We start from the raw sequence: 18,478 nt of genomic DNA on the forward strand, positions 1-18,478 counted from the left end.
TACCAGATGGAAAAACAACAGTATCTATTAAAACTAGACATTTCGGGGATACAATCTTTTATTTTTGATGTCAAGTCAAAAGGGGCCGCCAATGAGTTGAAAGGGCGTTCAATTTACGTTTATTCCATAACTGAAATCGCACACCAATTGCTATTGGATAAGTTTCCACATAACTTTTCAGTAGTATACAAAGGTGGCGGAAATCTTGTAGTCAAAATAACAGCCAATCAGGAAGAGCTGGAGCGGGTCACTCATACATTTCAATCTTATTTCCTCTGGGATCAGTTATTTCCGTTTATAGCATTCATAAACACCGATGGCATTGATTTCAAAAAGCAAATGCAAACCTTAAACCAAGCACTTAAAATAAAGGAGCTGCAAAGAACCTTTAGCCCAGACAAGAAGGATATAGACAATGACGCGCCAGAAAACCACTGGAAAGATTTCACGAAAGAACTGGCTACGAGCCAGGGATTTGAAATAGTAAAATGCAATGAAAATGATTCAGTTAAGAAATCAGGCCTTACCAAGGCTGGCTATATATTCAAGCTCACTAATTCAAACAATGCTTTTACTAATAAGCTGCTGAACAAAATATACTTACTTGAAAACGGTTCAGTGGTAACCTTTGACCAAATCGCCGCCAACTGTATAAATGAAAGGAAAGTAGATAACAAGCTGGCAGCACTGAAAATTGATGTTGATAATCTTAGCAAAATATTCAGAGAAAGGAATGAGGCCGAATACATGATCGTATCGCGGAAAATCGACCAGTTCTTTTCAGAGACAATTTACCAGCAACTATTGAAAAATGGCATTGACAGTGGGAATATCTATCCCTTATTTGCAGGAGGGGATGACTGTTTTTAATTGGCGCCTGGGACATTCTTTTCGATTGTGCCAGCAAATTAGAAACAGCCTTTTCACAATTCAGGAAACACTCCGCAAGGAGGTTCCTGGGATAAGCGACCCTCTAACTATTTCTGGCAGTTTGACCGTGTTTAATCCAAATTTTCCGGTTGTACGGATTGCAGCAGAGGCTGACTATGCGTTATCCTTAGCAAAGGATAACGGCAAAAACAAAATAGCAGTCTTTGGAGAGGTTTTGTCCTGGCAGGAATTTGAAAACGCTGGTAAGAATGCAGCATTACTTAAATCAGCAATTGCTACGGGTGGAGAGTCCAGAGGTTTCCTGGAACGGGTTAAATCAAGCGAAATAGGGTTCAGAAGTTTACAGGAGAAAGCTGTCAACTTCAACTCAATCGAATTTCCAAAAGTTTACCGCCTTAAATATTATTTACGAAATGTAAAGCGGGAAAACCAGCCCATTATTGAGCAAATTTTTGAGACCTATAAGAATGCTTTGATCGCAGATTTTATCAGCCCCAACAAGCTTAGTAGTGCTGCCCAATTCCCGGTAGCAGCTCGCTGGGCTGAACTACTGACCAAAAACAATGCTTAAATAATTAAACCTACTTATTATGGATAAGCAGCTCAACCAACCTCAATCAAGATTCCCAAAGCCACCGGAAACACTGAAAGACCTGGCTACAGGTGTAAAGAATAAATATTTCGACAAGGGCCTTTATGAACAATTACTGGATTATTCCAACGAAAGCGATCTAAACAATGTCTTTAATGCTTTAGAAGTGTTTATCCGGGAAGTAGGAAAAAATCTATCCATCAGCCAGTTGCGCAATGTGTATGCCCTTGTACTGGGAGCAGGGAATGACCGGCAAAAACTGATTTGCAAGCGTCCCAATCTGGCTTATGTAGCAGCAAGGTTGGATAAAAACACGGATGGGAAGAAAGTGATGGCGCTTATTGATGATCTTATACAAAACGTTACAACAGATTCCAGGCACAAGAATTTCAAAAAAACGATGGAAGCCATGGTAGCGTATCACAAATTTTATGGAAAGAAAAACGGTTAATTTTTTAGCTTATGAGACTAAAAGCAAAACAAATACTCAGAGGAACCATCACTTTAGAAACGGGTTTGCACATCGGTGGATCCAAATCCTCTATGGATATCGGCGGGTTAGATTCTCCGGTAATTAAAACACCTCAGGGTGTGCCTTATATTCCCGGCAGTTCGCTAAAAGGGAAAATCAGGAGCTTACTGGCCAAACACACCAAGGGAACGGAATCACCCATTGAGGAGGATGAACCAATAATAATGAAGCTTTTTGGGTTTCACGGAAAGAATGAACCTCCTATAAAGCCAGTAATTTCACGACTGATATTCAGGGATGCTTACCTGGATGTTGAACACTTTAATAAGGAATTTGAGAATGCCATCCTGGACACGAATTTCACCCAGGAGAAATATGAAAATACTATCGACAGAAAAAGTGGAAAAGCTGCCAATGGTGGTCTCAGGAACATTGAAAGAGTACCTGCTGGTGCTAAGTTTAATTTTGAAATAGTATTGGATGTGTATGATGATGATGATGAAGGAGTAAATCTTTATGAATACCTTTTAAAGGGCATTTCCTTGTTGAATGATGATTACCTGGGCGGCAGCGGCACGAGGGGGTACGGCAAGATAAACATGGAATACATTGAACCGGAAACCAAAACCTATTCCTAATAATGGAAGCCGTAATTTTAAAAACATCGTCAGGCGCCAGGTTTCATTTTGGAACATTTTCAAACAATGACAATGCTTTGAACAGGTGTGCTGAAATCATTCATTCAGATATAATATTTGGCGCCCTCATACAAGCCATCAATTCCATCTCTCCCCAATCATTACATACCATTAAGGAACAATTTGAGAAAGGGAATATTAAGATATCGTCTGCTTTTTACTGTATCGCAAATCAATCAACGGGAAAATATGTATACCTTTTACCCAAACCCATGAGCCAGGACCTTGCTCTTTCTGATGATTTTAAAAAGCTGCGTAAAGTTAAATACATTTCAAAAGGTGTCTGGGAAAAAGGTATAGGTGCAGCAGACTGGTTTAACCAATCCGGAAATTGCCATAGCCCAGACGGGAATTTCGTCGTATTGAAAACTGAGCTTGATCAGTTAACTCCATTCAGACTTTCGGCTTTACAGGATAGCCAGAAAGTACAAGTTAGAACAAAACAAGAAACCGGCAACCTGTATACACAAACCGATCTGGTGTTATTGGGAAACCAGGAAAACAAGATTTATTGGTATTTTTTATTAGAGGAGAACAACTGCTTGCCAGAATGTAGCCAATTATTACGGAAGGCTATTGAGGTCATGTCTCAAAGGGGTATTGGCGGTGAGCGATCAACTGGTTGCGGCAAAATTGATGCCGTTGAATACCGTACTTTTTCACTAGCAATTGACCATACTGGCGATCAATATGCAAGCATTTCATTAACCATACCAGCCTCAAAGGAATTAGGAAGGCTCCAGCTCTATAAAGTAATTACCAGAGGTGGCATGCACCTGGGGCCAGCGAAAAGGCTTCCGGTTATACATGCCATCGGTGAAGGGGCCGTTCAATCAGCTCCCCTTTCCGGTGCTATAGTAGATTGTTCTATTCCGGGTTATCCTTCCTGGCGATACGGATGCAATGTTTCATTGCCCCTGCATATTAATCATTGTACGACAACAAATCCAGGCTTATGAAGCATATACCACTTACGATCGATACTCTTTCACCCGTATCCATTGGCAGCGGCATTAAGCTTTCTCCTTACAGTGACTACATTATTGAGGATAAAACCGTTTATTACATCAACCACGAGCTTGTGCAACATGCCCTGTCCCAAAAAACAACGCTGATAGATGAGTATGTAAATGGTATTACCACCGGAATGAATAATAATAAAAGCGGCTTTAACCTTAGTACTTTTTATACCAGCAGATTGAAATTTGATTACAAAAGTACTTCAATTAAAAAGCTACTACACAGGTAACTACCGCGAAAGAATTAAACACTGCTATTAATCATTGCGGAACACAACTATATATTCCTGGAAGCACACTAAAAGGTGCTGTCAAAACAGCGATGTTATACGATTGGCTTATCAAGGACGGAAAGCATCGCCTGCAATTTTTATTGGAGAACCTACAGAACGAAACAAAAAGGCGGGAAGTAGAGCGTGAATTGGAGAAGAAAATGGAGGAATTTTCTAAAATTCGATTTACGGACAGTGTTCCGTTTGGCAAAAATGACCTTACTGTTTTAGAAACATGCCGGTTGGATTTAAAAACGGGAACAGAGGGCATTCCTCAAATTTGGGAGGCTATTCCCAGCAACAAATCTGCCGAAATAGTGGTAAGCATTCCTGAAGATAATACAATCAACCATCTATTTACCATTCTCAATCAATATGCACGTCACAACAATGACCGGGAATGGCAAATGCTTGAAAATTTCGAAAATAAAATTAACTCGAAAAGTTATAATATACCAATTGCCGACTTTCATCATTCTATTAATGAAGCTGCCTCGGAATCCAACTCACAAACAGGGATATTAAGGCTTGGCAGTGGCAAAGGGTATTATTTTAATTCGGTGGGCCTGGCTGTTTATGATTTTCAAGGGGGCGCCCATTTTAAGAATTTCCTAAAGACCTATGGCCAAACAAAGTTTAATAACCCTGACCATTTCCCCATAACCCGGCTGGTAGCAAAACACTCCTGGACACCCTTGGGATGGGTATCCATCAAACCCAAGCCAACACTACCTCCCATTATACAATAGGATATGCAACAAGATACTGTCAGTAAAATAATACAAAACTATAAGCAACTGGAGGAGTCAATTGTAAAACAATTGTTCATCGAAATCACAAACCATTACCCTACCACAGGCGCTTACAGGGAAGAAGTTTGGAAATCGCTTTTCCGGCAAATCATCCCCAAAAAATTCTCTATCGAGCAAGGCGTATTCATCATTGATTCAAAAGGGCAGGTTTCCCAGGAAGTAGACTTAGTCGTATTTGATGAACAGTATACGCCCTTCATATTCAATTATGGCAACATCATGTTTATACCCATTGAAGCAGTTGCCATAGTGATTCAATGTAAAAGCAATACCCTGAAAAACCAGGAACTGAAAAATGGATAGATGCCGTTAGGCTTTTAAAAACAGACCCACGCTCAATCGCCCGGATGTATGCCGGCGTAATAAGTGAAGGACAAACAGATCAAACTACTAAAAGCCAAACAGCAACGCAGCCAATTAGCATCCTCTGCTACTTGTGTAAATCCGGAAAGGAAAACAGCACAAAACCTATAAAAAACCTGTTCGATTTTGAAATATGTGCCAATGAATCCAGCAATCAACTAACCCTCACCTCCGGCGACAAAAACCTTGACGAGTGGTACAAATATTTAAACCATGCCGGAACTTCTACCAACATAAGGGCAAACAAGGAAATATCAGAATTAACATTACGCAACTATACAGTTACCGGCAACACTATCCTATCCCTTAAATTCCAACTTAATCAATTACTAATGCTCATCAACAATCCTATGCTTTTTCCTCACCAGGCTTATGTAAATATGTTTAATAAAAACATGCCCGTCGTCCAGTAGTTTTTTCATCAACTTTCAGAAAACCTGTTGATGGCAAAGTACTGAAATTAGAATATCCATAGTATACAAGCCATAACTACACCAAAAATCCCTTTTCATATCCCCGGAGTGTAAATTCCGCTGATGGTAACCCCTCATTCCGGTGATGGTAACCCCCTGCAAGAAGGCCCAAAAGAGAAAGAGCTATTTTGAAGATTTCAAAGATATGATTTGGGGGATAAGGACTATTATTTTTCTTTCTGCGTGATTCTCCTTTTAATTCAATTCGATGGCATCTGGCTGTCAGTCTGTCAAGGATTGCATCTGCCAGGGTGGGTTCATCCAGGTAATCATGCCATGCAGATACAGGTAATTGAGAGGTAATGATGAGCGATTTTTTTCGTACCGGTCCTCCATGATTTGAAGTAATGCCAGCTTTATATTTTTGTTGATATGCTGTAAGCCAAAATCATCCAGAATGATCAGGGGTACCTTTTCCAATTGGTTTAACAGCTTTACGTAGCTTCCTTCAGTTTTAGCCATGAGGATGGCTTCAATCAACCGGTTCATGTTAAAATAGCGCGTTTTAATGCCCATCATACATGCCTGGTGTCCCAGGGCGCAGGCAACTACACTTTTGCCGCAACCGGTAGCGCCCGTAATCAGTATATTTTCTCCGGCCCCGATGTAGTTGCCTTCCAGTAAACTGCTCCAGGTGGCTTTTGTGAGGTTACGTTCAGGGCTACAGTCTATCTGCTGGGGCGTGACATTAAAACGCAGCCTGGCGGCTTTTAACAAGGATTCCATGCGTTCGTTGGTACGGTGCAGTTGTTCAGCCTGTAGTAAATGAGCCAGTAGTTCGTGTCCTTCGAGTTGCTGGTTAACCGGCAGTTCCAATTGGCATCGGTAACTGGCTGCCATGCCGTTTAACTTTAAGTCTTGCATTTGCTCAAGGGTTTGTGTCGTGTTCATTGTTGTTGATTTTTATAAGTGATTAAAAATATCGTTTGGCGCTGTAGGAAGCATATGATTGGTTGATAAAAGCATTCATTCAATACCGGTAGTAAAATCATATGCTTCCTACAGTGCAAGCCCGCGGCAGGCGTCGGAGGGCTGGCGTGTGTAATAGCTGTATCATCGTTTTGATCCCTATTTGTAATTTTCAGGGCCTCGGATATTATCGTGTTCAGGCAACTGTTCTTTTTGTTCGTCCTGCTCTTCATCAAAAAGCAATGGTTGTTTATCCAGTCCGGCTTCAAGGATATTACGGATCATTTTCAGCGTTGGCCTGGGAACGTTGGCTGCTCTGCGGCAGGCCGCTTCCAGACGATCTTTCCCATATGCGTCTTGCAGGCGTATCATGGCGTGACAGGCCTTGTAGTTCTGTTCCGGGTATATGCTGCTATGCAGCAGTCGGTCGGCTGCCTGCCGGGTATATTCGCCTACCCATCCGGCTTTCTGAAGCAGTTGCTCTACCGTCCATCCCCGTAGCTCAACCATATGCTGATGATTGGCAGGCATATGCTCATGGATACGGTTAAACTTAGGTTCGTTGCTGCTGCGCACATGGAAGGCAATGCGTTCGTTTTGACAGAATACTTCTACTGTCCTGCTATCATAGCTCACCCATACTTTGTATCCGACATATTGATATGGAACCGTGTAATAATGCATGTTATCGGTGAGTTGGATGGCATAGTTTGATTGCACCGTTACCTGTTTGCCTTTTTCACCCGGAATGGCTCCGGGGAAGCGGTTTTAACACGGGAAGCTCCTGGCGCATAAAGATGTCCATGCGGCTCTCCGAACTGTTCTTGTATGGTTTTCGATTAAGGACATCCAGGTGCAGGCGGATGTGATGATTGAGCGATTCGATGCTATGGAACACGTCTTTGCGCAACCGGGCATAGATATGTGTATAGACTATGTTCACTGCATTTTCCACCATTCCCTTATCGGTAGGTTCTTTCGGGCGGGTAGCGCTGAGCGTGGTATTGTAGTGTTCAGAAAGCTGGTTGCAAAGATCAGTAAAGGCAGGCTCGTATTTATCGGCGCGTTTTACGGCTGTTTTGAAGTTATCACACAGGATGGTTTTGGTAACGCCACCAACGTACTTGAGGTGCTCATTAATGCAATGGGCAAAGTCGGCTGTTTTTTGTGATGGCACAGCCTTGCAGAATATCAGTCCGCTAAAGGGCAATACACCAACAAAGACTTCGCAGGCAATCACTTCGCCAGTTTGCCTGTCTACATAACTGAGCTTCTTTCCGGCAAAATCACCTTGCATGAACTCTCCCGGAATATATTCCCAGTGGAAAGCGGGGTCAGTGTCTTTCAAATATTTTCTAAACAGGTAGCAATACTGGCTATAGCGATAGGGTTCTTCATTTTGCTGGCAATATTCTATCCAAAGCAACTGTTTGGTAACACCGGTTTTGTGTAGTTCTTTCTGCGCCTGCTCAACGTGAGCCAGCAGGGCTTCGAAGCGTTTACCACGGATGATTGTATCATCGCTGTTATAAACAACCGCTGCCAGCTCTTTATCACTAGCTAATAATGATTGGCTATCATCATCATCGATGACTTCCATTTTGCGCAAGTATTTTTTAACCGTTTTACGGCTGATACCCGTTCGACGGACTATTTCCTTTATGGGAACGCCGTCTTGCTTTAATTGTTTGACTTGTTTTATCTGGTTCATATCAACTGCTTTTTTGAGCCATTTTCCCTGTTTAATCGTCTTAAAAAGGGCAAATGAATACAAATAGCACTGACTCTTTGGAGGCTTCTGCTGAAGGGGTTACCATGCTCCGGAATGACTATTACGCAAGTGGGTAACGAAAGGGGTTACCATGTGCCGGAATGACAGTGCGGGGAAAAGAAAAATTATTACAGTGCACCAAAAAAGAGGGGAAAAAGTTACGGGAGATATAAAATCCAGGAGGATAAAAACGAAGCCGAGGGGTGGGGTTACCATCACCGGAATGAGGGGTTACCATAAAACGGAATGGGGGTACCATGCTCCGGTATCTGGGTAATTGATACCCGATACAATAGTTGAAGAAGGATCATTTGATAGGGTTATTAATTGTACCATGCAGGAATCGAGATAAATGGAATCGGTGGCCATTGCCTGGGAGTAGCTGACTTTTAATTGTAATGTATAGGGGAAAAGGGGACAATTCCCCTGCTAGAATGCAGGAAAAGATGTTTCAGCCTTGCCATCAACGAATAGTCCAACCTGGTTATTCAACAGGGAGTACCATAATTCTGTTTTTGTATCGGGATAACTAATCCCAAATTTATTTGTATCAAACCATTTACTGTGCCTGGCCCATCTATAGGCAGTATCATACCACCAACCATTTTTTTATCAGTCAACTTTACTTTAGTTAATTCTCCGCCAACTTCTATAATAGCAAAAATGGAAGTTATGACCGGTGTTTTTCAATACAAATATGTGCTGTCTTTTTCCTGTCTTTAGACTGCTTGGCCGGATAAGGGATGATAAAGTTGAAATTGCCATTTAAGACTTCCTGGTAAGCGTTTTCAAAAACTGACCTGTCCCAGTTATAAACTTCACAGCATTGCAGGACAGCCGCCTGTATCACATTGAGGATGTAAAGATTCCTGGCATCCTTATCCAATGTCCTGCAGTGGTCATAGCAGAATGCAGGCGCGACCAATACAACGGAGCCAAATTTCGAGGGGTCATTCCATATTTGGTGGTAAGCCGGCTGAACGCTTATACTGACTACCCCAGGAGGTTTGTATCCCTACATTTTCCTTACATACAGATCACTGATATAATTATGCAGTGAGGTTTCCTCCCAATATTCCGGAGTGGAGTTGGCATAGGGTGTTGGCAGGTAGAGTGTAATATCGTCAAAAGGCCTTCCCATATTCAGTAGTCTGGTTTAGCGTTTATAAAGATTATCCAAAAACAAGAAGGATATACAGTCTATGGCCAATATAATCATTTTTACCAGCATTTCCTATTGCATTAGTCAACTTACCTGTAATTCTCTCAAGCAACCTATTATCTCTTTTAATCGAACTAATGATGCACAAAAAAGCTGTTGCCGGGAGGCGATCAGCACACCCTTGCAACAGCTATTTGATAAAGCATGGCTTACTCCATGCGTTGAGATGGATTAATTATCTTCCGGTCTTCTCCTGCCGCCACTGCCAGCCGCACCGCCACTTTGCTCCTGCTCACGATTGATCTGCTCTATATCCACCGGCCTTTCATTGGTATCGCCCATTAAATGCAAGGTGAAATAATCGGCCATACGCCAGAAGAAATACTCTGTCATATCACCATAACCATGGCGCTGACCAGGCAATATCACCAAATCAAAACGCTTATTGGCCTTGATCAATGCATTGGCCACGCGTATGGTGCCACCCGGATGCACATTGTTGTCGATATCACCGGTAGTAAGCAGTAAATGCCCCTTGAGGTTCTTCACCAGGTCCTGGTTCTTTTCAATGCTGTACAGGAAACTGGTATCGCCCTTATCACTAATGGTTTCTTTTACGCCATGGTGCTGCTCACTCCACCACCTGTTATAGATAGCATTATCGTGGTTGCCGGAAGAAGATACCGCCACCTTAAAGAAATCAGGATATACCAACATAGCCGCCGTACTCATAAACCCACCGCCACTATGCCCATGAATGCCCACCCGATTAATATCAAACCAGGTATAGCGATCGGCCAGTTGTTCGGCCGCCGCTTTCTTATCGGCCAGCCCATAATCGCGTAAATTACCATAACCATAATTGTGGTACCATTTGCTACGGGCAGGATGGCCGCCGCGATTGCCCATGGTGATCACAATAAAGCCCAGGTTGGCCAGCCTGTCGGTACGGTCCATACCCCTACCAAAGGACTTGTTGACGGCCTCTGTTTGCGGCCCTGGATATACATATTCAATCACCGGATACTTTTTGGTGGAATCAAAATCCATGGGCTTGTAAATAACGCCATAGATATCTGTAATACCATCATCGGCCTTTACCTTGAAGGGCTGAGGAAACTTATACCCCGTAGCCATCAGCGAGGAAAGGTCTGTCGTTTCCAGGTCCATCACTTTACGGCCATCGGCTGCATACAAAACAGACCTGGGTGCGGTATTAACGCGGGAGTAATTGTCTACAAAGTAAGTCTCATTGTCGTTGATGCTCATGCCATGTTCAAACTCACCGGGATTGAGGAGTTTGAGGCCACTGCCATCGAAATTCACGCGGTAAGCATGGAGGTAGTAAGGGTCCTCGCCTGGTTCGCGGCCATTGGCGGAGAAATACAGTACTCTTTTGGCTTCATCAATTCCCAATATGCTTTCGGCATGCCAGGTACCTGAAGTGATCTGGTTCTTCAGTTTGCCGTTTTCATCATACAGGTACAGATGGGCCCAACCATCGCGCTCGCTCAATGGATCAGTTCCTTGCCTTCTGCAACAAGTCCCACTCTTTTTATTTCAATGTAAGTATTGAACCTTTCTTCAATGAGGGGTTTCACGGTACCGGTATTGATGTCCACCAGGCACACATCCACCTTCTTCAGGTCGCGGCCTGTACGGGTAAAATAAAACCTGCCGTTATTGCCCAGCCAGGTGGTGGGGCGCCAATCATCATCCCTGGTATTGGCCGGGGCCGGGGTAGACCAGATGGAAAGGGCCTGGTCTTTAAAAGCGGATACGGGCATTTCCCTGCCACTACGGGCCGTCATATCAAATAAGTAAATATGATCTACGGGCGCTTCTTTTTCGCCAGGCATCCAGTATTTATAGGTTTCGAGTGTAGGACGTGGATCGGCCACGCTATTGATCACCCACAGCTCTTTTACCTTGCGTTCATCCCTGCGTACCAGGGAAAAGTATTTGGAATCGGGCGACCAGTAAGCAGTCACCGATTTGCGTTTGTCTTTGTTCTTTTCCTTATCTACATTGGTCTCATTGCCAAAACCACCGGAATAATAGGCATAGTATTCCAATCCATCGGTGGTGAGTTTATTTTCAACAATGGTACTATCGTCTTCTTTCTTCAAAGCCTTTTCATAGTTGGCTTTGTCCATCCAATACAGGTTGTAATTTTTTTTCCAAACAGGATGGTATTGCCATCGGGCGAAATGGCAGCCCAGGAAGGCTTACGTTTAGGTTTCCTGAAATCGGGCAGTTCGATCAGTTCCCGGGTATTGATATTGTATTCAAAATAGAAGGTTTTTTCTCTTTTACCGGCGGCGTTGCGGCAGCGCCTTTTTAGCGCCGGCGGCAGTGGTATCTTTCTTCTCTATTTCCGTGGTACTCTTCACTTCAAACTGTATCCAGTTCTCATCTTTGATGAAACGCATGCTATCAATGCCCAGGTGTTGTGCATCGAAGGGATCTTTACGATGCGAGTAATTTTAGCGGCCAGGTCGGCATTGTCGAACAGCTGGTGCTTCTCGCCTTTACAGGGTCAACGATATACCATTTCTTACCATCGGTGGTTTCATAGTCATACCAGAAGCGGTCGGATTTCTTGAGCCAGTGCGGGTCTACACTGGTGCTGAAGATGAGTTTGTCCAGTTTGCGCGGTGCAAAGCGGGAAGCCTGTTGGTAATTGGCTTTTGTAACCAGGTTATTTTGTGCGGATGCCGCCGACACGATCAATAAGGAGGTGACCAGGTGTAAATATCTCATGTGCAGGTTGGGTTGATGTTGGCGCGAAGATCGGGATTTCAATAGTTGCGCGTGGGCCAACCAGCAACCGGTTGTCAGGAAATACTACCTCCTGCATAAAGCTGCGGCAACAAACCTGCCAGATTGATAAAGAGAGGAGTGAGTAGTAGCTCTTTCTCTTTTAGTTTTACCAGTATTCCTTAAATTTATTGTATGGAAACCCACACATTTATAAAGGAAGCTGACCAATGGTTTATTGACCTGCCAGCCTACCTTGCCAATGGAGGCGACAAAGGCGATCTTCAAATGGTAGCTGGCGCCGATACCATGCTGGATGTAATGTCTGGCAACCAGGATCGCGTTACGATCGAGCTGGCTACAGCACCCTTTACCGGGGCCGATGTATTAACCCTGCAGGAACTTTGCGATACCGAAATCGGCGGGGGTATGTATATGATGGAAACGTTTGAAGGTAAAAAAGTAATGCAACAAATGTGGTTGTGTGCAGTTACGCAGTTTGTGTTTGGCTATATGCCTGAACAAATTTTTGTGAAGCGGGTGCATTGATCAGGAGGCTAATCCTCATTTTACCGACCTTTATTTCATGCAATTATTTCAGCAAATATTGGACCTACGGGAACGCCCGCGGGGATTTCACCTCATCACGCAGGAAGTATTGCGGGCCCTGCCACAGATCGGTCAATTGAGGGCAGGCATATGCCAGGTATTTATTCAACATACCTCAGCTTCGCTCACCCTGAATGAAAATGCTGATCCTACGGTACGCCTGGATTTTGAAACCTGGTTCAATAAAGCAGTACCAGAAAATGATCCTGATTTCCTGCACAATGATGAAGGTCCCGATGATATGCCGGCCCACCTCAAAGCAGCTTTGCTGGGCAGCTCGGTCATGATTCCTGTTAACAATGGCCGGCTGGCCCTGGGCACCTGGCAAGGTATTTACTTGTGTGAGCACCGCGATCAGGGCGGCAACAGGCGACTGGTGATCACCGCCTGGGGTGAATAGCAATCGTATGGATATTTAAGGGCCGTGCATCTTATCCGGAGCACCATTTTGCAAATCCACCTTACAAGATATGAGATACGTATACTTGCTGTTATTAGCACTCCTTTGCCTCCCGGCCTTTGCCCAGGTAAAGATACCCTGCCTAAGAAAACAAGGCAGGGATCGGATATGGTGATTTTCATAGCAACGGTTGACCTTGCCAATGCCACTAAAGAGGGCATTTATTTAAAAGGTTATGTTGTTCATCTAGACTATGAACAGGTCAAAAAATGGCACGGTAAAAAGTAAAAGTAAGTGGGGTGATAACTATTGTAGGTGGTGTGAACAATAAACCCGGGGCCGCTGTAGAACAAGGCCGGGCAGTAGCTACGAAGCACCTGCTGACGCCCAACATTGAACTGGTCAAGAATTGATCTCTCCTTTGCTTCCCTTGCTTCCCTTCCCCCGATCAGCTAAACGCTCCTCACTCCACAGCCCTTCTTTGACCTGAAAAGGCCAACCCCATCCTGGCCGAAATGGTATATTTTATGTCCTGGCCGACAAGCCCGCCTGCCACTACCTTTACGAGGAAATAAATCAAATATTATGAAGAAGGTAGCTATTAATGGGTTTGGAAGGATTGGCCGTATGACCTTAAGGGCCTTGCAAAATAAACCCGGTATTGAAGTAGTAGCGGTGAATGACCTCACCAATGTAGACACGCTGGCACACCTGCTTAAATACGATAGTGCGCATGGCCGATTCCCCGGTACTATTTCGGCCACGGATAAAGCCCTGGTGGTAAATGGTAAAAACATTTTGTTCCTGTCGGAGAAAGACCCTGCACAACTGCCGTGGCAGTCGCTGGGCATTGATGTGGTGATTGAATCTACCGGCCGCTTTACCGACCGCGCGCAGGCGCAAGCGCATATCCAGGCAGGCGCTCAAAAAGTACTGATCACGGCACCTGCCACGGGCGGTGTGAAAACAATTGTACATGGCATCAACAATGAACTGATCGGCAATGATACTATTTACTCCACCGCTTCCTGCACCACGGGCGGCATCGCACCTGTACTGTATATCCTCGACAAAGAATTTGGTATCGAAACGGGTTTTATGAGTACGGTACATGCCTTCACGGCTGATCAACAATTGCAAGATGCTCCGCACCGCGACCTGCGCCGTGCAAGGGCGGCCACCTTTTCTACCATCCCTACCAGCACCGGCGCAGCCAAAGCCATCGGAGAAGTATTGCCCAACCTCAAAGGGAAAATGGATGGTTATTCGTACCGCGTGCCGGTAATTGATGGTTCTATTGCGGATATTACCGTGAACCTTAGCAAAGCTGTTACTGCCGAAGCATTGAATGGGCTGTTCAAACAATATGCGGAAGGAGCATTAAAAGGGATCCTGGAATATACGGAAGAGCCGCTGGTATCGGCCGATATACTGGGCAATACGCATTCATCGATTGTTGATGGGCTACTCACCAAGGTGATCCAAAAATCGGTGAAGGTGGTAGCCTAGTATGATAATGAAGTAGGCATTTCGCACCGGATAGCAGAACTGGTAGGAGAACTGTAGGGAACGTAACTTCGTATGCAAATCAAGTGTATGGGTGCTCCGCGCAACGGTAAAAAGAAGGTGGTATTGGTGGCCATGCCCGGCTCCTATTTATTGGATGTGGCCGGGCCGGCGGATGTATTTACCATGGCCTCAAGGGTAGCTGCCAAAATGCAAGGCAAGGATACGGCTGGTTATGAAATTATATTGGCTTCGGCCACGCGCTCCAAACGGGTAGTGAGTGCAACGGGCATTCCCCTCACCTGTTCGGTACGGGTATCGGAAATCAATTTTGGGGTAGACACGCTGCTGATCGCAGGTATGCCCTTTGCTTTTGCCGCCCAAATACCGCCTGTTTTTTTTACCTGGCTACAGGAACACCAGCGGCAGGTGCGCCGCATGGGATCGGTATGCGTGGGCGCTTTTGCGCTGGCCAAAGCCGGCCTGCTGGATCATAAGCGGGCAACCACGCACTGGGAGTATTGCGACCAATTGCAATTTGAATATCCGCTGATAGAAGTAGACAGTAGTCCCTTTTATGTAAAAGATGGTTCCATTTATACCTCCGGTGGTATTTCATCAGGTACCGACCTGGCACTGGCCATGGTAGAAGAAGACCTGGGCCGGGAAATAGCGCTCACGGTAGCGCGTAAACTGGTACTGCACCTGAAACGACCCGGCAGTCAACTTCAGTTTGGCCAATCCCTGCCGCCACTCGAACTTACCAGTCCCCTCGTAAGCATGCTGCAACCCTGGCTGCTGCAACACCTGCGCAAAACGCTGCAAGTGGAAGACATGGCGCAACAAGCTAATATGAGTGTGCGAAACTTTGGACGGGTGTTCTTTAAAGAAACAGGTTTAACACCTGCCAAATTCCTGGAGAAACTACGCATAGACACTGCCCGCAAATTCCTTTCGGAAACCGACCTCAACATTGAACTGATCGCTGATAAATGCGGACTGGGTGGCGCGGTATCGATGCGCCGGGTATTTTTGCGGCATTTGCAAATAACACCCAGTCATTACCGAAACAGTTTTCGTACTTCGCTGGCCAGGGCTATTGCGTGAGCGGTGAGACGGGATACGTGGGACGGCAACCGGCAGTCTTTTGCTTCGATAGGTTGGGTTAGCCCCAAGGGCTTTTGTCTGTTCTTTTGCCAGGGGTGCCTGGCGGCACGATTCTTCTGTTCTTTTGCCTTGATGCAAAAGAACCAAAGATCAAGTCTGGCCCGATCCCTCCGGGCGGCCAGACGGGCTCACTCCTCCCCTTGTGTAACTTTGGTTGTTTGCTATTGGCAACCTGAAGATTTGAATGACTGGTAAGCTTACATAGGGTTGACAGGTTGCAAGGAGGAGCAATGCTCAATTTGCAATGGTGGGGCCAGGGCAGGGTGTAAGCCATCCGGGGCAATGAAACTAAAGATCACTGATACTCCTACCGACGCACACTTGTTGCTGTTGAAGGACGAAGCCGATTTTGATCGCCGGTTCTATACCCGCGATCAGCATAATAAGTATTTTACCATTGCCTGGAAAGTAAAACCCAGCTATGGTATCATCGCTACGGACGACAAGGCCATTGTGCCCAACATACAGCACGTTATGTACAAGGGGTCCAATACCAAAGTAACCGAAATAAAAGGCAGCCACGTGGTGTTTATGCCGCAACCCGAAAAAGTAGCTAAGGTAATTATCGAAGCAGCGGTAAAGGCATCCGCCAAATAACAAAGTCTTCACTTAATAAAGGTCTCTATGGGATCACTCCTGACAGATCATTCACAGGCATATACTATAAGGGCGCCGGCATTCCGGCGCCCTTTGTTATGATACAATCGTTTGATGGATTTATAGGTTCGTGATGTCTTTGGCTACTATGGACAGGTTATTCTCCAGCAGGTGCCCCCGCGCTCCATACTGCGAAACGTAGCCTCCGGAAGAGCTCGTTTATAAGTAGCGATCTGGGCAACGGGCACTACATCGTCGTCCTGGCAATGGTAAAAGAATATCGGGCTATTGGTAGAAAGTTTTTGGGCAAAATCTTGTTGGAGTATTAACCCCTGCTTCCATGACTCTTTACCGCTCCAAAATGGCGGAGCCAGGAGAAAGATGCCGGCGGCCTTTTTCGTTATTTTATTTTCAGCCAGGTATTTCAACAACATCGATCCACCTAATGAATGGCCCATCCAAATGGCATTGTCTTCCAGCCTGTCGATCTCTGCTCCGATCCGCTTCAGCCAGCCATAATCCGGCTGCTGTTCCTCCCAGGGCATTTGAGGATAAGTGAACTGATACTCCTTTCGCAAGGCTGCTTGCAGGGATGTTACCAGTTTAGCACCATCCCCATAACCATCGTCGCCACCGCCGTGTATAAAAAGCACTTGTTTATTCATAGCTATTATTATTTCTACAAACTGTTTAACCAACTGGCCTTTTGATGGGGCGCCGGTCGGTAAATACGAGCAGCAGGGTGACTAACCCGATCACAAAAAAACTACACACAATGGGGAAAACGGTTTTGGTCATCAGGTGACTAATGATCGCTCCCAATGCCGATCCAATGAAGAAGAAGCAGGTGCCATATACAGCGGAGGCTATGCCTGCCATCTTGCCCATGGGTTCCATGGCCAACGCGCTGCTGTTGGGCTCTACGCCCAGGTTAAGTGCCATCAGTACCGCCACGGCCAGGAAAAAAATATCATGCGCGGTGGATCGCCCATAACAAGGGTATACACCAGAAGGCCAGATCCCGCTATGGTATAACCAGTGAGGAGCCATTGTATAGAACGCCGCGCCCCATAAGTGGCTGACAGGCGGGCATTGATAAAGGTGCATAAGGCCATGGTCAGTCCGATACCTGCAAATATCCAGGCAAATAGTCCGGGCCTGCCATAGATCTCGCCCACTATATGTTCGGAGCTGGCCACGTAGGAGCTGAGTGCTGTGAAAAGAAGCGTGGTGATACCGGTATAGCGAAGAAAGATGCGGTTGCCCAGCACCTGCCGGATGGATTGGCCAATAGTTGGCCAATTGAGTAGGGTGCGTTGCGCTTTCGGCAGTGATTCTTCCAGCCGGAATGACCAGCAAAAAACCAGTACGGCAAAGAGTGGTGGCGTAAAGAATACCATTTGCCAGGATGCCAGCTTCAGGATGGCCATGCCTAAAAAGGGGCTAGTACGGGTGTAAACAGGAAGATGGTAAGTATAAATGACATGATGCGGGCCATCTGATCGCCTGCAAAGCGATCGCGTACACTGGCGATGGTGGTCATGAATACGGCGGAGGCGCCCATGCCTGCCACAAAACGTGCGGCACACATCAATGTCAGTGAAGGTGCAAGAGCTGCTGCCAGTCCGCCGACAATGTAAAGTGGAAACCCTACCCGCAGGATGGCCAGCCGGCCAAAACGATCTGAAAGGGTGCCAAAAATGATCTGTGTCACCTGGCCCATGAAGAAAAATACGATGACCTGTGCAGTGGCGGTGGAGCCGTGCGGAAGGCCAAAGTGTTTGCGGAGCTCCCAAATACGGGCAGCATGATATCAATGCCAATGGCGGTGAGCATCATGGTACAGGCCGACAGGGCAATGAACTCGGCAGGTTTCATTTTCATAGTTTGCATGGCTGTTGGAGGTTGGAAACAAAACTACTGGTTAATCAGTTAGCCGAAGGGGGCTAGTGAGACAAGCTTGCGGGTAAAATAAGACAAAATGATGTCTAACGCGGTATTTCCG

The 18,478-nt window shown here is 45.5% G+C and carries 26 protein-coding genes and 1 pseudogene; 14 read left to right on the forward strand and 13 right to left on the reverse strand.

Annotated elements, in window-relative coordinates:
* The first annotated feature begins 6 nt into the window (after positions 1 to 6).
* From RS881_RS35375 to RS881_RS35415, 9 genes are all read left to right on the forward strand, one after another.
* Positions 7 to 870 carry a Cas10/Cmr2 second palm domain-containing protein gene (locus tag RS881_RS35375; protein WP_315815068.1) on the forward strand — a complete coding sequence of 288 codons (864 nt, stop codon included), beginning with the start codon at positions 7 to 9 and terminating at the stop codon, positions 868 to 870.
* Positions 824 to 1,462 carry a hypothetical protein gene (locus RS881_RS35380; protein ID WP_315815069.1) on the forward strand — a complete coding sequence of 213 codons (639 nt, stop codon included), beginning with the start codon at positions 824 to 826 and terminating at the stop codon, positions 1,460 to 1,462. The genes RS881_RS35375 and RS881_RS35380 overlap by 47 nt, the downstream gene beginning before the upstream one ends.
* 19 nt (positions 1,463 to 1,481) lie before the next feature.
* Positions 1,482 to 1,934 carry a type III-A CRISPR-associated protein Csm2 gene (csm2, locus tag RS881_RS35385; RefSeq protein ID WP_315815070.1) on the forward strand — a complete coding sequence of 151 codons (453 nt, stop codon included), beginning with the start codon at positions 1,482 to 1,484 and terminating at the stop codon, positions 1,932 to 1,934.
* 65 nt (positions 1,935 to 1,999) lie between these two features.
* Positions 2,000 to 2,593, forward strand: a complete 594-nt coding sequence (csm3, locus tag RS881_RS35390; protein ID WP_315815071.1) for a type III-A CRISPR-associated RAMP protein Csm3 — start codon at positions 2,000 to 2,002, stop codon at positions 2,591 to 2,593.
* A gap of 2 nt (positions 2,594 to 2,595) precedes the next feature.
* Positions 2,596 to 3,612, forward strand: a complete 1,017-nt coding sequence (csm4, locus tag RS881_RS35395) for a type III-A CRISPR-associated RAMP protein Csm4 (RefSeq protein WP_315815072.1) — start codon at positions 2,596 to 2,598, stop codon at positions 3,610 to 3,612.
* Entirely contained in the window at positions 3,609 to 3,902 is a 294-nt protein-coding gene (locus RS881_RS35400; RefSeq protein ID WP_315815073.1) for a hypothetical protein, read from the forward strand. The genes csm4 and RS881_RS35400 overlap by 4 nt, the downstream gene beginning before the upstream one ends.
* A 53-nt stretch (positions 3,903 to 3,955) precedes the next feature.
* Positions 3,956 to 4,693 (forward strand): type III-A CRISPR-associated RAMP protein Csm5, encoded by a 738-nt coding sequence (gene csm5 / locus RS881_RS35405; RefSeq protein ID WP_315824710.1) that lies wholly within the window; start codon positions 3,956 to 3,958, stop codon positions 4,691 to 4,693.
* A 3-nt stretch (positions 4,694 to 4,696) separates the two neighbouring features.
* Entirely contained in the window at positions 4,697 to 5,059 is a 363-nt protein-coding gene (locus RS881_RS35410; RefSeq protein ID WP_315815074.1) for a DUF6602 domain-containing protein, read from the forward strand.
* 44 nt (positions 5,060 to 5,103) lie between these two features.
* Positions 5,104 to 5,532, forward strand: a complete 429-nt coding sequence (locus RS881_RS35415) for a hypothetical protein (RefSeq protein ID WP_315815075.1) — start codon at positions 5,104 to 5,106, stop codon at positions 5,530 to 5,532.
* Positions 5,533 to 5,608: 76 nt separating this feature from the next.
* On the opposite strand, the pseudogene istB reads toward RS881_RS35415, so the two are convergent.
* From istB to RS881_RS35455, 8 genes and pseudogenes are all read right to left on the reverse strand, one after another.
* Positions 5,609 to 6,483, reverse strand: a pseudogene (gene istB, locus RS881_RS35420) (IS21-like element helper ATPase IstB).
* Positions 6,484 to 6,660: 177 nt separating this feature from the next.
* The gene (locus RS881_RS35425; protein WP_315814182.1) at positions 6,661 to 7,221 is read right to left on the reverse strand and encodes a Mu transposase domain-containing protein; all 561 of its coding nucleotides are present in this window, start codon (positions 7,219 to 7,221) and stop codon (positions 6,661 to 6,663) included.
* Between the two features lie 19 nt (positions 7,222 to 7,240).
* Positions 7,241 to 8,212 (reverse strand): IS21 family transposase, encoded by a 972-nt coding sequence (gene istA, locus RS881_RS35430; protein WP_315814183.1) that lies wholly within the window; start codon positions 8,210 to 8,212, stop codon positions 7,241 to 7,243.
* A gap of 730 nt (positions 8,213 to 8,942) precedes the next feature.
* Positions 8,943 to 9,158, reverse strand: coding sequence for a hypothetical protein (locus tag RS881_RS35435; RefSeq protein WP_315815076.1), 216 nt, complete (start codon positions 9,156 to 9,158; stop codon positions 8,943 to 8,945).
* Positions 9,159 to 9,287: 129 nt separating this feature from the next.
* Entirely contained in the window at positions 9,288 to 9,413 is a 126-nt protein-coding gene (locus RS881_RS35440; RefSeq protein ID WP_315815077.1) for a hypothetical protein, read from the reverse strand.
* Positions 9,414 to 9,665: 252 nt separating this feature from the next.
* Positions 9,666 to 10,949 (reverse strand): S9 family peptidase, encoded by a 1,284-nt coding sequence (locus RS881_RS35445; RefSeq protein ID WP_315815078.1) that lies wholly within the window; start codon positions 10,947 to 10,949, stop codon positions 9,666 to 9,668.
* Positions 10,946 to 11,590 (reverse strand): DPP IV N-terminal domain-containing protein, encoded by a 645-nt coding sequence (locus tag RS881_RS35450; RefSeq protein WP_315815079.1) that lies wholly within the window; start codon positions 11,588 to 11,590, stop codon positions 10,946 to 10,948. Before RS881_RS35450 ends, RS881_RS35445 begins: the two co-directional genes overlap by 4 nt.
* A 313-nt stretch (positions 11,591 to 11,903) precedes the next feature.
* Positions 11,904 to 12,197, reverse strand: a complete 294-nt coding sequence (locus RS881_RS35455) for a hypothetical protein (RefSeq protein ID WP_315815080.1) — start codon at positions 12,195 to 12,197, stop codon at positions 11,904 to 11,906.
* 192 nt (positions 12,198 to 12,389) lie between these two features.
* On the opposite strand from RS881_RS35455, the gene RS881_RS35460 reads away from it, so the two are divergent.
* The 5 genes from RS881_RS35460 (at position 12,390) to RS881_RS35480 (ending at position 16,473) form a co-directional block, all read left to right on the forward strand.
* On the forward strand, positions 12,390 to 12,743 hold the full coding sequence (locus tag RS881_RS35460; RefSeq protein WP_315815081.1) for a DUF6717 family protein: 354 nt from the start codon (positions 12,390 to 12,392) through the stop codon (positions 12,741 to 12,743).
* Between the two features lie 37 nt (positions 12,744 to 12,780).
* Positions 12,781 to 13,203 carry a secondary thiamine-phosphate synthase enzyme YjbQ gene (locus RS881_RS35465; RefSeq protein WP_315815082.1) on the forward strand — a complete coding sequence of 141 codons (423 nt, stop codon included), beginning with the start codon at positions 12,781 to 12,783 and terminating at the stop codon, positions 13,201 to 13,203.
* 585 nt (positions 13,204 to 13,788) lie between these two features.
* The gene (gene gap, locus RS881_RS35470; protein WP_425476303.1) at positions 13,789 to 14,712 is read left to right on the forward strand and encodes a type I glyceraldehyde-3-phosphate dehydrogenase; all 924 of its coding nucleotides are present in this window, start codon (positions 13,789 to 13,791) and stop codon (positions 14,710 to 14,712) included.
* Positions 14,713 to 14,799: 87 nt separating this feature from the next.
* A complete protein-coding gene (locus RS881_RS35475; protein WP_315815083.1) occupies positions 14,800 to 15,816 on the forward strand; it encodes a GlxA family transcriptional regulator in 1,017 nt (338 codons plus the stop codon).
* Between the two features lie 342 nt (positions 15,817 to 16,158).
* A complete protein-coding gene (locus RS881_RS35480; protein WP_315815084.1) occupies positions 16,159 to 16,473 on the forward strand; it encodes a hypothetical protein in 315 nt (104 codons plus the stop codon).
* Positions 16,474 to 16,619: 146 nt separating this feature from the next.
* On the opposite strand, the gene RS881_RS35485 is transcribed toward RS881_RS35480, so the two are convergent.
* From RS881_RS35485 to RS881_RS35505, 5 genes are read right to left on the reverse strand one after another with little or no spacing between them, the layout of a single operon-like run.
* Positions 16,620 to 17,138, reverse strand: a complete 519-nt coding sequence (locus RS881_RS35485) for an alpha/beta fold hydrolase (protein ID WP_315815085.1) — start codon at positions 17,136 to 17,138, stop codon at positions 16,620 to 16,622.
* A gap of 25 nt (positions 17,139 to 17,163) precedes the next feature.
* A complete protein-coding gene (locus RS881_RS35490; protein ID WP_315815086.1) occupies positions 17,164 to 17,427 on the reverse strand; it encodes a hypothetical protein in 264 nt (87 codons plus the stop codon).
* On the reverse strand, positions 17,415 to 17,903 hold the full coding sequence (locus tag RS881_RS35495; protein ID WP_315815087.1) for an MFS transporter: 489 nt from the start codon (positions 17,901 to 17,903) through the stop codon (positions 17,415 to 17,417). The genes RS881_RS35490 and RS881_RS35495 overlap by 13 nt, the downstream gene beginning before the upstream one ends.
* 2 nt (positions 17,904 to 17,905) lie before the next feature.
* Complete coding sequence (locus tag RS881_RS35500; protein ID WP_315824712.1) at positions 17,906 to 18,271, reverse strand: MFS transporter; 366 nt, start codon at positions 18,269 to 18,271, stop codon at positions 17,906 to 17,908.
* On the reverse strand, positions 18,184 to 18,366 hold the full coding sequence (locus tag RS881_RS35505; protein WP_315815088.1) for a hypothetical protein: 183 nt from the start codon (positions 18,364 to 18,366) through the stop codon (positions 18,184 to 18,186). Before RS881_RS35505 ends, RS881_RS35500 begins: the two co-directional genes overlap by 88 nt.
* Positions 18,367 to 18,478: the final 112 nt, after the last annotated feature.

The organism is Paraflavitalea speifideaquila (genome assembly GCF_032395985.1).
Lineage (GTDB): Bacteria > Bacteroidota > Bacteroidia > Chitinophagales > Chitinophagaceae > Paraflavitalea > Paraflavitalea speifideaquila.